This is a genomic window from Salinicola sp. LHM, assembly GCF_034479735.1.
GTDB classification, from domain to species: Bacteria; Pseudomonadota; Gammaproteobacteria; order Pseudomonadales; family Halomonadaceae; genus Salinicola; species Salinicola salarius.
This window is the reverse complement of sequence record NZ_CP140261.1, coordinates 4176974-4190867: the sequence shown is the minus strand read 5'-3', so window position 1 is coordinate 4190867 and position 13894 is coordinate 4176974. Positions and strand designations below refer to the sequence as shown.

Below are 13894 nucleotides of genomic sequence, written 5' to 3'. Positions count from 1 at the left end.
CCATGGCTGGCAACAACATGACGAGTACGGAGTACATCCAGCACCATTTGCAGAACATGACGTTTGGTCTGCATCCGGAAAACGGCTGGTCCATGGCTCATTCCGCCGCCGATGCCAAGGCGATGGGATTCTGGGCCATTCACGTCGATACCATGCTGTGGTCGATCGGGCTCGGGGTACTGTTCCTGTATCTGTTCCGCCTGGTTGCCAAGCGCGCTTCCACCGGCGTGCCGACCGGGCTGCAGAACTTCGTCGAGATGATGGTCGAATTCGTCGATGGCTCCGTACGCGAGACGTTCCACGGCAAGAGCCGGCTGATCGCGCCGCTGTCGCTGACCATCTTCTGCTGGATCTTCCTGATGAACATCATGGACCTGGTGCCGGTGGACTTCCTGCCGATGCTGGCCCAGAAAGTGGGTGCCTGGTTCGGTGCCGACCCGGCGCACGTCTATTTCAAGGTTGTGCCCACCACCGACGTCAATGCCACGCTCGGCATGTCGCTGTCGGTCTTCGCGCTGATCATTTTCTATTCCATTCGTTCCAAGGGCCTGTCCGGTTTCATCGCGGAATTGACACTGCACCCGTTCAACACGCCCAACAAACTTGCCCAGATCTTGTTGATTCCGGTCAACTTTTTGCTTGAAATCGTTACCTTGTTGGCCAAACCGGTTTCACTGGCGCTACGACTGTTCGGTAACCTCTACGCCGGTGAACTGATCTTCATCCTGATAGCCATGGTCGGACTGTGGCAGCTCCCGCTGCACTTCCCGTGGGCGGTCTTCCACATCCTGATCATCACGCTGCAGGCCTTCATCTTCATGATGCTCACCATCGTCTACCTGAGTATGGCGACGGAAGAGCAGCATTGAGTAGCGTTCCCGTTAACCCCTGACCCTTAGTAAAACTCGACTGAGCAAGACTCGACTGAAACTGGAGAGAACCATGGAAGCACAAGTTCTGGGCATGACCGCAATTGCCGTTTCTCTGTTGATCGGCCTGGGTGCCCTCGGCACCGCCATCGGCTTCGGTATCCTCGGTGGCAAATTCCTGGAAGGCGCCGCGCGTCAGCCGGAAATGATCCCGCAGTTGCAGGTCAAGATGTTCATCGTCGCGGGCCTGCTCGACGCCGTGACCATGATCGGTGTCGGTATCGCCCTGTTCTTCACCTTCGCCAATCCGTTTGTCGGTTAACGGCACCGTTCGTGGCCCACGAGGCCTCCGGTGACCCTAACCCCAAACCCGTGACGCGAGAGGTGCTGGCGTGAATCTGAACCTTACACTGATTGGTCAGGCCATTGCCTTTGCAGTCTTCGTCTGGTTCTGCATGAAGTATGTATGGCCCCCGGTCATGCAGGCCCTGCAGGAGCGACAGAAGAAGATTGCCGATGGACTGGATGCAGCCAGCCGTGCGACCCGTGATCTCGAACTGGCTCAGGAAAAGGCCGAAGAGACTCTGCGGGAAAGCAAGGAACAGGCGCAGCAGATCCTGGAACAGGCCAACAAGCGGGCCAATCAGATCGTCGAAGAAGCCCGCGACAATGCGCGGGCCGAAGGCGAGCGCATCATTGCAGGCGCTCGCAGCGAAATCGATCAGGAGATCAATCGCGCGAAGGAAGAGCTGCGTGCCCAGGTATCGCTGCTGGCCGTCGCCGGTGCAGAGCGCATCCTGGAGTCCTCCATCGACGAAGCCAAGCATCGTGAGCTCGTCGACAAGCTCGCTGCCGAGCTCTAAGGAGGCGCACCATGGCTGAATCGTCTACCGTCGCTCGACCCTACGCCAAGGCGGCGTTCGAGTTCGCGCGCGATAACAAGGCGCTCCAAGCGTGGTCCCAGAGTCTGTCACTGGTCGCCCAGGCGGCCGGTGACTCCGATGTCCGTGAACGCATTCTCGGCAACCCGCGGCTGACCTTCGAGGACAAGACGCGTCTGCTGCTGGAAGTCTGCGGTGACGAACCTTTCGACGAAGGGGTAGGCAACTTCCTGCGCCTCGTCGGTGAAAAGGGGCGTCTGGCTGCGTTGCCCGACATCCACGCCGAGTTCGAGGCGCTGCGCGCCCAGCAGGAAAAGCGGGTCGATGTCACCATCGTCTCCGCCTTCGAGCTGGATGACGCGCAGCAGTCCGTGCTCGCCGAGGCTCTGAAGAAGCGCCTGAATCGTGAAATCTCCATTACCACTCAGGTGGACCGCGAGCTGCTAGGCGGCGTGATCCTGCGTACCGGCGATACCGTCATCGACGGTTCGGTACGCGGTCGATTGCAACGTCTGCGCGAAGCGCTCACCGCCTGAGTTCGAGGGACATGGCATGCAGCAACTGAATCCTTCCGAGATCAGCGACATCATCAAACAGCGTATCGAAAAGCTGGATGTCGCGTCCGAAGCCCGTAATCAGGGCACCGTCGTCAGCGTCGCTGACGGCATCGTTCGCATCCACGGCCTGGCCGATGCGATGCTGGGCGAAATGATCGAATTCCCCGGTGGCATCTTCGGCATGGCGCTCAACCTCGAGCGCGACAGTGTCGGCGCCGTGGTCCTGGGCGACTACCTGGAACTTGAAGAGGGCATGACCGCGCAGTGCACCGGTCGTATCCTTGAAGTGCCGGTAGGCCCGGAGCTGGTCGGCCGCGTGGTCGATGCGCTGGGCAACCCGATCGATGGCAAGGGCGACATCGACGCCAAGATGACCGACGCGATCGAGAAGGTCGCACCGGGCGTCATCACGCGTCAGTCCGTCGACGAGCCGATCCAGACTGGTCTCAAGTCGATCGACGCCATGGTGCCGATCGGCCGCGGTCAGCGCGAGTTGATCATCGGCGACCGCCAGATCGGTAAATCGGCGGTAGCGCTCGACGCGATCATCAACCAGAAGGGCAAGGGCGTCACCTGTATCTACGTCGCCATTGGCCAGAAGCAGTCGACCATCGCCAACGTGGTGCGCAAGCTCGAAGAGCATGGTGCCATGGGCCACACCATCGTGGTTGCCGCCGGTGCTGCCGACCCGGCCTCGATGCAGTATCTGGCACCGTATGCCGGCTGCACCATGGGCGAGTACTTCCGCGACCGCGGCGAAGACGCGATGATCGTCTACGACGACCTTTCCAAGCAGGCCGTCGCCTATCGCCAGATCTCGCTGCTGCTGCGTCGTCCGCCGGGCCGTGAAGCCTATCCGGGTGACGTCTTCTATCTCCACTCGCGTCTGCTCGAGCGTGCGGCCCGCGTCAACGTCGACTACGTCGAGAAGTTCACCAACGGTGAAGTGAAAGGCAAGACGGGATCTCTGACTGCGTTGCCGATCATCGAGACTCAGGGCGGCGACGTCTCCGCGTTCGTTCCGACCAACGTGATCTCGATCACCGACGGTCAGATCTTCCTCGAGACGAGCCTGTTCAACTCCGGCATCCGTCCGGCAATCAACGCCGGTCTATCAGTGTCGCGTGTCGGTGGTTCGGCGCAGACCAAGATCATCAAGAAACTGGGTGGCGGTGTCCGTCTGGCGCTCGCGCAGTATCGCGAGCTGGCAGCGTTCTCGCAGTTCGCCTCCGATCTCGACGAGGCGACCCGCAAGCAGCTTGAGCATGGCCAGCGTGTCACCGAACTGATGAAGCAGAAGCAGTACTCGCCGTTGTCCGTGGCCGAGATGGGCGTCACGCTTTACGCCGCCAACGAAGGTTTTCTGGACGACGTCGCGGTCGACAAGGTGCTGGACTTCGAACGTGCGCTGCACGACTACATGAAGTCCGAGCACGCCGATCTGCTCGACAAGATCAACCAGAGCGGCGGCTACGACGACGAGATCCAGAAAGGTCTCAAGTCGGGTCTCGAGTCGTTCAAGTCCACTCAGACCTGGTAAGTGGCGCGACCCGCTCCCTCGCGATGCGATGCGAGCGGGTCGCCACGCCCGACTGAGTGGCATGAATCAGGGTGATCCGAGATGGCAGCTGGAAAAGAGATCAAGTCCCAGATTGGGAGCATCAAGAACACGCAGAAAATCACCAGCGCCATGGAAATGGTCGCTGCGTCGAAAATGCGTCGGGCTCAGGAGCGCATGGCGGCCAGCCAGCCCTATGCCAAACTGATCCGCCGGGTGGTCGGGCACGTCGCCAAGGCCAATCCGGAATACCGTCACGACTACATGATCGAACGCGACGTCAAGCGCGTCGGTTATATTGTCGTTTCCAGCGACCGCGGGCTCGCCGGCGGCTTGAACGTCAACATGTTCAAGGCGGTGGTCAAGCATGCGCGCGACTGGGACCAGAAAGGCGTCGGTGCCGATTTCGCGGCCATCGGCAGCAAGGCCGGTGGTTTCTTCCGCAAGCGCGGCGGCAATCTGCTGGCAGCCAAGAAGGGCCTCGGCGATGCACCGGAAGCCCAGGATCTGGTCGGTAGCGTCAAGGTGATGCTCGATGCCTTCGATGAAGGCAGTCTGGATCGGCTTTACGTGGTGTACAACGAATTCGTCAACACCATGAGCCAGAAACCCGTCGTGCGTCAGCTGCTGCCACTCGAGGCAGTCGCGGACGAGAGCGAAGGGGAAGAACAACCCAGTCCCGGTGATACGCAGAAAAGCTGGGACTACCTGTATGAGCCGGATGCCAAGACCCTGCTCGATCATCTGCTGGTTCGCTACGTCGAATCTCAGGTGTATCAGGCCGTGGTAGAGAACGCGGCCTGTGAGCAGGCCGCGCGCATGATCGCGATGAAGAACGCGACCGACAACGCCGGCGATCTGATTGACGATCTTCAACTGGTGTACAACAAGGCGCGTCAGGCGGCCATTACCCAGGAAATTTCGGAAATCGTCGGCGGTGCCGCGGCGGTATGACGGTTCGTCGCCTGCGGGGCGGCGATCTCGAGTACGGCTTGGCCAAGCGTCGTGTGAATGAGTTCACTTCGCACGACGCCTACAGGTTTCATTTGCAGGTTTACGAGGAACCACTATGAGCGGACGTATCGTACAAATCATCGGCGCGGTGGTTGACGTAGAGTTTCCGCGGGACGACGTTCCCAAGGTCTACGACGCGCTGACGGTCTCGGGTAAAGAGGCCATTCTCGAAGTGCAACAGCAGCTCGGCGACGGCGTGGTTCGCGCCATCGTCATGGGCTCCAGTGAAGGTCTCCAGCGGGGCATCGAGGTGGTCAACACCGGTGCGCCGATTTCGGTGCCGGTCGGCAAGCAGACGCTGGGCCGCATCATGAACGTGCTGGGCGAGCCGATCGACGAAGCCGGCGAGATCGATGCCGAGCGCATGCCGATCCACCGTCAGGCACCCGGCTATGCGGATCAGGCCGCTTCCAGCGACCTGCTGGAAACCGGTATCAAGGTCATCGACCTGGTGTGCCCGTTCGCCAAGGGCGGCAAGGTCGGCCTGTTCGGCGGCGCCGGTGTCGGCAAGACCGTCAACATGATGGAACTGATCCGTAACATCGCCACCGAGCACAGCGGTTATTCCGTGTTCGCCGGTGTCGGCGAGCGTACTCGTGAAGGTAACGACTTCTACCACGAGATGCAGGAATCCAACGTTCTCGACAAGGTCGCCCTGGTCTACGGCCAGATGAACGAGCCGCCGGGCAACCGTCTGCGCGTCGCCCTGACCGGCCTGACCATCGCCGAGAACTTCCGTGACGAAGGTCGTGACGTCCTGCTGTTCGTCGACAACATCTACCGCTACACCCTGGCCGGTACCGAAGTGTCGGCACTGCTGGGTCGTATGCCGTCGGCGGTGGGTTACCAGCCGACCCTGGCGGAAGAGATGGGTGCCCTGCAGGAGCGCATCACCTCGACCAAGACCGGCTCGATCACTTCCGTCCAGGCCGTCTACGTGCCGGCGGACGACTTGACCGACCCGTCTCCGGCGACCACCTTCGCCCACCTGGATTCGACCGTGACCCTGTCGCGTTCCATCGCCGAGCTGGGTATCTATCCGGCCGTCGATCCGCTCGACTCCACCTCGCGCCAGCTCGATCCGCTGGTCGTCGGCGAAGAGCACTACAACACTGCTCGCGGTGTGCAGAACGTGCTTCAGCGCTACAAGGAACTCAAGGACATCATCGCCATCCTGGGGATGGACGAGCTGTCCGACGAAGACAAGCTGGCCGTGGCACGGGCGCGTAAGATCCAGCGCTTCCTGTCGCAGCCGTTCTTCGTCGCCGAGGTCTTCACCGGTGCGCCCGGCAAGTACGTTTCGCTGCAGGAAACCATTCGTGGTTTCCAGGGCATCCTCAACGGCGACTACGACGACATGCCGGAACAGGCGTTCTACATGGTCGGCACCATCGACGAAGCCGTCGAGAAAGCCAAGAGCATGAAGTAAGCCTGCAGACTCCCGGGAGATATCGCTATGGCCACATTTCAGTGTGACATCGTCAGTGCCGAGAAGGAGATCTTCTCGGGCAACGTCGAGCAGCTCATCGCTGCCGGCGTGGCCGGCGATCTGGGTATCCTGCGCGGTCACGCGCCGCTGCTGACCGAGCTCAAGCCCGGTCCGGTGCGCGTGATTCAGGAAAGCGGTGAAGAAGAGCTCTACTACGTCACCGGCGGCTTCCTCGAAGTGCAGCCGGACGTGGTCTCGGTGCTGGCGGATACCGCCACCCGAGCCAGCGATCTCGATGAAGCGGAAGCCGAGCAGGCGCGTCAGCATGCGCTGGCCTCGCTCAACGAAAAGCAGACCGAGCTCGACTACGCGCGCGCCGCCGCCGAACTGGCCGAAGCCACCGCTCAGCTGCGCACGCTGCAACAGCTGCGTCGCAGGGGTGGCCGCGGCTGACGGCACGCGCCGTGCACCGACGCAAGTACCCGTGCAGTACACGCTAGTGCGGTACCTGAAGGCGACTCTCCGGAGTCGCCTCAGATTGCTGATAAAGCTCTGGCGTTTTCGCTAAAGCTTGTTGTTATTGGTCACCCGTTTTCGCTACGGCTGCCGACATGCTCAAAGACCTTTCTCCGCAATAACTTAAACTCGAGATGGTCACTCGCGAAGAACTCATGCCTTCGAACCATCTCCTGTGCCGGATCTGACCTGCCACCGAACTTTCATCCAGCGGCCATTTGAGTCCAGTTAGTCTTCATGTCGATTCGTGCTGCTGTCAGCGTCTGCGCATAAGCCACCGGAGTTTGGTAGTCCAGAGCCGAGTGCGGACGTTCCGTATTGTAATCGTTCGCCCAGGCAGCGATGACAACCCGCGCGTGAGCCAGGGACCGGAACAAGGTCTCGTTGAGGAGCTCGTCCCGCATCCGGCCGTTGAAGCTCTCCACGAAACCATTCTGCATGGGTTTGCCCGGTGCGATGTAGTGCCATTCGATTCGATGCTCGGCGCACCAGCGTAGGATCGCGTTGGATGTCAGCTCCGTGCCGTTGTCCGAGACGATCATTCCGGGCTTTCCGCGTCGCTCGATTAGCGCCGTCAGTTCACGCGCCACTCGGCGCCCTGATATCGAGGTGTCCGGGATGGCGGCAAGGCACTCACGGGTGACGTCGTCGACTATGTTAAGCACTCGGAAGCGCTGTCCGTGGACCAACTGATCGTGCACGAAGTCCAGCGACCATCGCGCATTGGCGCGTGTCTCGACAAGCATGGGCGCCCGTGTTCCGACGGCTTTGCGTCGGGCTTTTCTCTTGCGCACCGTCAACCCTTCCTCACGGTAGAGCCGATAGATCCGGTTGATCCCGGATGTTTCGCCCTCGCGGCGCAGCAGAACGAAGAGCCGCCGATAGCCGAACCGTCGGCGCTCGTTGGCCAACTCTCGTAGTCGGTCGCGCAGCACCGAATCGGGAGCCCGCTGCGCCTGGTATCGGATCATCTGGCGATCCGCACCCGCAATTCGGCATGCCCGCCGCTCAGACAGCCCGAGCAAGGACTTCAGATGCGCGACCGCCTCGCGCTTCACGGCGGGCGTCACCACTTTTTTGAAACCAGTTCCTTCATCGCAGCCAAGTCGAGCATCTGCTCGGCCAACAGCTTCTTCAACTTGGCATTCTCGTCCTCGAGCGCCTTCAGCCGCTTCGCCTCCGACACCGTCATACCGCCGAACTTGGCTTTCCAGTTGTAGAAGGTCCCCTCCGACATGCCGTGCTTGCGGCACAAATCCGCACACTTCGCCCCCGCTTCATGCTCGGCCAGGATGCCGATGATCTGCTCTTCCGTGAATCTCGCTCGTTTCATTGTCCGTCCTCCGGTTAGGTCGGACTCTAATCGACGATGGAGGAAAAATCCCGTGGCAGGTCAGATCAATGCCGCGCTCGTTTTCGTGCTTCTTTTCAAGGTATTGTTCATTGGCTACCTGAACGGCGTTCGCGGCGAACACAACTGATGCGCGAGAGCCAGATCAACGTCGCCTATCGCTGGTTTCTGAGGCTGCGGCTGACCGACAAGATGCGGACGGACTCCTCGACCTTTAGCCAGAATCGGCGCCAACAGTTCCGTGACAGCGATATTGCGCAGCGGCTGTTCGACCATCTGACGCAGTAACCTGTCTGGCCGAGTTGGAAGATGATGTGATAGCTGCTCAGGAGGCTCAGCCGAGAAGCGTAGCCCGAGCCCGCCACCAAGAAGACCATTGATACCGACTCCGACTCCGACTCCGACTCCGACTCCGACTCCGACTCCGACAGCGGCTGCATGGTGTGGGGAAGGTAAACTCAAGGGCTTCTTCTTATTTGGATCACCGGTGAATAGCAGGCACGCCATCATTACCGATGTGCATATCACACCGCGAGCGTGCTCTACTTGGCGCGTCTGGAATGCCAACTCTACGGTGTGATCGGCTATTGCTCAGTAAACTAAATGGGTTTTCAGAAAGGCATACTCGTCACCTGCGTTCTGTGCCTTGAGCTGATAGTAGAACGTGCTGCGCGAGAGACCGGTGGCACGGAGTGACCATGTCAGTGGTTGCTCATGCCTTAATCCCTGGACGGTTTGCGCTTTTTGCCTCCCGCTCTTCCTGGATCAAGGCATCGAGCTTTTTTAGGTAGGCATTCTCTGCGCGCAGGTAGGCGAGCTCTTCCGCCATCTCCTGGGCGGTCATCTCATCCGGGCGATGTCGAGTCTGAAATCGGTCGTGTACTTGGTCATGCAAACCCCCTACGGCTGGATCGATGTTCAACTTTCGGGGGTCAGTTCATTTTTTATAGCGGGCGTTGCCATTGAAGTGGGGCACTTCCTAGGTTAGGTCAGTGGCTCAGTCGCCAAAGCCATAATCATTGTCATGTCATAATCAGAGGCGTGATCATCCATCCTCCGCCCAGCAGCAGCGCGAACAGGCACAGCGCCAGCAGGAAGGGCCTGATGCCCAAAGCCTTGAGCTTCTCCAGGCGCGTCTCGAAACCCAGCGCCGCCATAGCCATGGCCAGCGAGACCTGGCCCACCGTCACCAGCCCGGCATGCAGAGAATCCGGCAGGGCGACCACGCTATTGAACACGACCATGGTCAGGAAGCCGAACGCGAACCAGGGGATCACCAGCGCGGGACGTGCCGCGTTGTCATCGGTGGCTTGGGTATCGCGACGCAGCCACCACTGGCCGACGATCAGCAAGAAGGGTACCAGCAGCATCACCCGCACGAGCTTGACGATCACTGCGTTGGCCAGTGCGTGAGGGCCCACGGCGTCGCCGGCGGCGACCACCTGGGCGACTTCGTGGACAGTAGCGCCGATATAGATACCGTAGAGCCCTTCGTTCATGCCGGTCAGCGGATAGAGCAGCGGATAGAGCAGCATTGCCAAACTACCGAAAAGCACCACGGTGGCCACCGCCATGGCCGTCGCAGCGGGCTTCGAGCGGATGGTCGTTTCTGTTGCCAGCACCGCCGCGGCGCCGCAGATGGCGCTGCCAGCGCTGGTCAGCAACGCCGTTTCGGCATCCAGCTTGAGCACTCGTGTACCCAGCCAGTAGCCGATGACCAGTACTGTGGTGATGACCAGGGTATCCAGCACGATCACCTTAGGGCCGAGCCCGAGGATCTGCTGTAGGGTCAGCGAGAGACCGAACAGCACGATGCCACCGCGCAGCAGCCAGCGAGTCGCAAACTTAAGGCCCGGCTGGGCCGTGGTGATACGGCCGGCACCAGGTAGATTACCTACCACCAAACCCAAGAGCAGAGAGAATACCAGCGGACTGACACCACTTTCGGCGATACCCGGGAGATGGGTAAGCGCAAATCCGCCCAGGGTCAAGCCTGCACACAACACGATGCCCTGCCACATGAGACGCCTCCGTCGAACCTGAAAGGTTTGAATAGTCTCGATAGACTAATCGGCGATGGCGTTATGTGTTATTGAGTAATAACGATATGACTTTTAAGTAGAACTGATAAGTGAAACCGATATGTCGACGCATGTGACCTTTCGCCAGATTCAGGTATTCGTCGGTGTTGCACGAGGTGGCTCGGTAAGCGCGGCGGCTAAGCAACTCAGCCTGTCACAATCGGCGGCCAGTCAAGCTCTGGGCGATCTAGAGCGCCAATTAGGTGTGGTGTTATTCGAGCGGCTGGGGCGGCGACTCGAGCTCAACGATGCCGGTAGCCGCCTGCTAGCGCATGCCGAGCAATTGCTGCAGGGCATGACCGAACTGGTAGAAGCCGCCCGGGAGCCTGAGGGAGCACTACGCGGGACGCTGCACGTGACGGCGAGCGCGACGATTGGCACCTATCTGCTGCCGATGCTGGCCGGTCGCTTCAGCGAGCGCCATCCGGGGGTCGACTTGCAGTTGCGGTTGCGCAACACGCAGGAAGTCATGGGCGACATCCTGCGCTTTGACGCCGACCTAGGACTGATCGAAGGTCAGTGCACGGAATCGCGCCTAGTCAGCGAAGTCTGGCGCCACGACGAGATGGCGGTCATCGCCTCGCCCCAGCATCCGTTGGCCGGACGGGGACGGCTGGACAACGATGCATTGCAGTTAGCCCAGTGGATCCTGCGCGAGCCGGGCTCGGGCAGCCGGGCGATCTTCGAGGCGGCGATTCATCCTCATGTCGAACGTATTCAGGTGCGCATGGAACTGGACCAGCATGAGGCGATCAAGCAGGCTGTGCGGGCCGGATTCGGGCTGGCCTGTCTGTCGCGGTTGAGTGTCGCTGGCGAGCTTGCTCGTGGCGAACTGATGGCTCTGGAAACTCCGCTGAGTCTGACCCGGGCCTTTTCGCTGGTCTGGCATCCCGAGCGCTACCGTAGCCCGCTGTGGCAGGCCTTCAAGGTCTTTCTGCTCGAACCCGAATAAGCCATCCATCGTTTATCGAGCCAATTTTACGGTGACTAGTTTTCGAATCTTGATCAAGAAAGGGCTACCCAAGGACAGATCTTTGCGGAGGCGCTGTGAACCCTTCCTTGGGTGCTACATTCGCCGTCCTGGCGAATGATCTCCGCGACGATCTGCCCCCGGCGCCCCTTCATCATCGAGGCGCACAAGCGCACTCATGAGGACCAATGATGACCGACGTACTTATCAGTGAATTCATGGACGAGGCGGCCGTCGCCGATCTCGAAAAGGACTGTTCGGTGACCTTCGATGTCTCGCTGGTCGACGATCGTGAACGGCTGCTGTTGGCGGGCGCCGACGTGCGTGCGCTGATCGTGCGCAACCGTACCCGCGTCGACCGCGAGCTGCTGGCGCACTTTCCCGACCTGATCGCCGTGGGACGGCTGGGCGTGGGTCTCGACAACATCGATCTCGAGGCCTGCCGCGAGTCCGATATCGCGGTCCTGCCGGCGACCGGCGGCAACACCGTGTCGGTAGCCGAATACGTGCTGACCGGTATCTTCATGCTGCGCCGCGTGGCCTATCTGTCGACACCGCGCGTGCTGGCGGGCGAGTGGCCGCGTCAGGCCCTGATGGGGCACGAGACGCAGGGGGCGACCCTGGGCCTGGTGGGGTTCGGCGGGATCGCTCGCGACCTGGCCCGGCGCGCGCAGTGTCTGGGCATGCAGGTGATGGCCCATGATCCCTTCGTGTCCGAGAATGACGCCGCCTGGCAGACGGTCGAGCGCGTCGAGCGCCTAGAGGCGCTACTGGCCGCGGCGGATGCGGTCAGCCTACATGTCCCGCTGACCGAAGGCACGCGACATCTGATCGATGGCGAGGCCCTGATGGCGATGAAACCGGGAAGCCTGCTGATCAACACTGCGCGCGGCGGCATCGTCGATGAAGCAGCGCTGGCGGCCAGCCTTCGCGAAGGCCACCTGGGAGGTGCGATGCTGGACGTCTTTGAGGACGAGCCGCTTACCGATGGTTCGGTGCTGGCCGGCGTCGAGGGGCTGATCGCCACGCCGCATATCGCCGGCGTGACCCATGAGTCCAATACGCGAATCAGTTGGATCACCGTCGATAACGTGCGCCGGGCGCTGGGGGTGACCGCATGACCAAGCTGTCGATCGACAAGGCTCATGAGTTGGCGAACGCCGCGCTGAGTGCGGTCGGTGTACCCGCCTGGGAAGCCGAGGTTACGGCCGGCGCTTTGGTGATGGCCGATCGCGACGGCCTGGCCTCGCATGGGCTGTCGCGTCTGCCGTTCTACCTGGACCAGGCACGCAGTGGCAAGATTGTTGCCGGGGCGCGAGCCGAAGTCACCATCGAAGGCTCGGTGATCCGGATCGACGCCCAGCATGGGCTGGCCTTCCCGGCGATCGCCCGGGGTGTGGACAGCTCCATCCCGTTGGCGCGTGAGCTAGGCATGGTCGCCGTGGCAATCGGTCGGTCGCACCACTTCGGCGTGGCCGGCTATCCGGTGGAACGGCTGGCCCGCGAGGGGTTGATGGCGATGGCCTTCAGCAATGCGCCCTCGGCTATGGCGCCTTGGGGCGGCAATCGCCCGCTCTATGGCACTAATCCCATCGCCTTCGGCGCACCGCGCGTCGATGGAGAGCCACTAGTCATCGATCTGTCGCTGTCGAAGGTGGCACGCGGCAAGGTGATGCTGGCCAAGAAAGCCGGCGAGCCGATTCCCAAGGGCTGGGCGCTGGACCCGCAGGGCAAGCCGACCACCGATGCCGATGCCGCCATCGCCGGCAGCATGGTGCCGGCGGGCGATGCCAAGGGCGCTTCGCTGGCGCTGATGGTGGAGCTGCTGACCGCCGGGCTGACCGGAAGTCACTTCGGCTTTCAGGCCGGCTCGTTCTTCGAGGCCGAGGGCGAGCCGCCCAGCGTGGCCCATCTAATGCTGGTGTTCGACCCGCAACGGTTCACCTCGGGCTACCTTGCGCATGCCGAAGCGCTGTTCAGCGAGATGCTGACCCAGCCGGGCGTGCGGTTGCCGGGGACACGGCGTTTCGCCACTCGGGCCGCCGCATCCGAGGAATTGGAGCTGCCCGATGGGCTGGTCAAGGAATTGGAGGCCTATCGGACGCCCGGGCGCGCCTGAATCTGCTGCAGCAATGCTAGCAAATAAGAGGCGCCAGTGGGCGGGAACTGTGAATGGATTCACTCCCACTGGGGCGGGCTGCTTTAGTCGAGTGCTTCGTTTTATTTCACACGGACTCAGAATGGGCCTGTTGATGAAGGCCCACGTCACCGCCGGCCACCGCTGGATGGTCGACCTCGGCCTTCTGCGGTCGGGTAAACCACGACCTGCTGATGGCGCTGCGTAATCTGGCGGCAGTGGAAGCGCCCACGAACCCGAAGCCGGAACCTCCTAGCGCTGGTCTGGATGACCAGCGTGCCTGGAAGTCAGCGAGAAATGGGCGAGGCGCCCGGTAGAATGCCAGTGCTTCGCACATGAATCAGGCCCTGCCACGGCAGTGGTTCGACCCGAGGGGCTTGATCTCGGTACTCGAAACGATAAGTGGGCTCAGCCGTTCTTCATGAACCGCCGTATACCGAACGGTATGTACGGTGGTGTGAGAGGATGGGAGGCAATTCCCCCTCCTACTCGATGCCGCCCGGCTGTCTCCGGATCCTCTGTCAGAACGCG

13 protein-coding genes and 2 pseudogenes are annotated in these 13894 nt (G+C 61.3%); 12 read left to right on the top strand and 3 right to left on the bottom strand.

Annotation, left to right across the window (positions count from 1 at the left end; translation table 11 throughout):
• Positions 1 to 2: 2 nt before the first annotated feature.
• The 8 genes from atpB to R5R73_RS19075 all read left to right on the top strand — a co-directional run bounded on the left by atpB (position 3) and on the right by R5R73_RS19075 (position 6761).
• Positions 3 to 869: a F0F1 ATP synthase subunit A gene (atpB, locus tag R5R73_RS19110; protein WP_071232473.1), complete on the top strand. Its 867-nt coding sequence runs from the start codon at positions 3 to 5 to the stop codon at positions 867 to 869.
• A 73-nt stretch (positions 870 to 942) separates the two neighbouring features.
• The gene (gene atpE / locus R5R73_RS19105) at positions 943 to 1191 is read left to right on the top strand and encodes a F0F1 ATP synthase subunit C (protein WP_011508579.1); all 249 of its coding nucleotides are present in this window, start codon (positions 943 to 945) and stop codon (positions 1189 to 1191) included.
• 70 nt (positions 1192 to 1261) lie between these two features.
• A complete protein-coding gene (locus tag R5R73_RS19100; protein ID WP_110636413.1) occupies positions 1262 to 1732 on the top strand; it encodes a F0F1 ATP synthase subunit B in 471 nt (156 codons plus the stop codon).
• 11 nt (positions 1733 to 1743) lie between these two features.
• Entirely contained in the window at positions 1744 to 2286 is a 543-nt protein-coding gene (locus R5R73_RS19095) for a F0F1 ATP synthase subunit delta (protein ID WP_322528403.1), read from the top strand.
• A gap of 16 nt (positions 2287 to 2302) precedes the next feature.
• Positions 2303 to 3847 carry a F0F1 ATP synthase subunit alpha gene (gene atpA, locus R5R73_RS19090; RefSeq protein WP_322528402.1) on the top strand — a complete coding sequence of 515 codons (1545 nt, stop codon included), beginning with the start codon at positions 2303 to 2305 and terminating at the stop codon, positions 3845 to 3847.
• An 81-nt stretch (positions 3848 to 3928) separates the two neighbouring features.
• Positions 3929 to 4819 (top strand): F0F1 ATP synthase subunit gamma, encoded by an 891-nt coding sequence (gene atpG, locus R5R73_RS19085; protein ID WP_322528401.1) that lies wholly within the window; start codon positions 3929 to 3931, stop codon positions 4817 to 4819.
• Positions 4820 to 4934: 115 nt separating this feature from the next.
• Positions 4935 to 6308: a F0F1 ATP synthase subunit beta gene (gene atpD / locus R5R73_RS19080; RefSeq protein WP_071232478.1), complete on the top strand. Its 1374-nt coding sequence runs from the start codon at positions 4935 to 4937 to the stop codon at positions 6306 to 6308.
• A 27-nt stretch (positions 6309 to 6335) separates the two neighbouring features.
• Entirely contained in the window at positions 6336 to 6761 is a 426-nt protein-coding gene (locus tag R5R73_RS19075; protein WP_322528400.1) for a F0F1 ATP synthase subunit epsilon, read from the top strand.
• A 266-nt stretch (positions 6762 to 7027) separates the two neighbouring features.
• Here R5R73_RS19075 and R5R73_RS19070 read toward each other — a convergent pair.
• A protein-coding gene (locus R5R73_RS19070) for an IS3 family transposase (RefSeq protein WP_416221204.1) occupies positions 7028 to 8157 on the bottom strand; the annotation gives its coding sequence in 2 pieces (ribosomal slippage) (positions 7028 to 7905 and positions 7905 to 8157; 1131 coding nt in all).
• Between the two features lie 73 nt (positions 8158 to 8230).
• Between R5R73_RS19070 and R5R73_RS19065 the strand changes: the two are divergent.
• Positions 8231 to 8460: pseudogene (locus tag R5R73_RS19065) on the top strand (transposase); the annotation flags it as partial.
• Positions 8461 to 8826: 366 nt separating this feature from the next.
• Here R5R73_RS19065 and R5R73_RS19060 read toward each other — a convergent pair.
• Positions 8827 to 9028: pseudogene (locus tag R5R73_RS19060) on the bottom strand (IS3 family transposase); the annotation flags it as partial.
• Positions 9029 to 9197: 169 nt separating this feature from the next.
• Positions 9198 to 10196 carry a YeiH family protein gene (locus R5R73_RS19055; protein WP_322528397.1) on the bottom strand — a complete coding sequence of 333 codons (999 nt, stop codon included), beginning with the start codon at positions 10194 to 10196 and terminating at the stop codon, positions 9198 to 9200.
• Positions 10197 to 10317: 121 nt separating this feature from the next.
• On the opposite strand from R5R73_RS19055, the gene R5R73_RS19050 reads away from it, so the two are divergent.
• From R5R73_RS19050 to R5R73_RS19040, 3 genes are all read left to right on the top strand, one after another.
• On the top strand, positions 10318 to 11208 hold the full coding sequence (locus R5R73_RS19050) for a LysR substrate-binding domain-containing protein (protein ID WP_322528396.1): 891 nt from the start codon (positions 10318 to 10320) through the stop codon (positions 11206 to 11208).
• Between the two features lie 209 nt (positions 11209 to 11417).
• The gene (locus R5R73_RS19045) at positions 11418 to 12347 is read left to right on the top strand and encodes a hydroxyacid dehydrogenase (protein ID WP_322528395.1); all 930 of its coding nucleotides are present in this window, start codon (positions 11418 to 11420) and stop codon (positions 12345 to 12347) included.
• Positions 12344 to 13345: an Ldh family oxidoreductase gene (locus R5R73_RS19040; protein ID WP_322528394.1), complete on the top strand. Its 1002-nt coding sequence runs from the start codon at positions 12344 to 12346 to the stop codon at positions 13343 to 13345. The genes R5R73_RS19045 and R5R73_RS19040 overlap by 4 nt, the downstream gene beginning before the upstream one ends.
• The last annotated feature ends 549 nt before the right edge of the window (positions 13346 to 13894 follow it).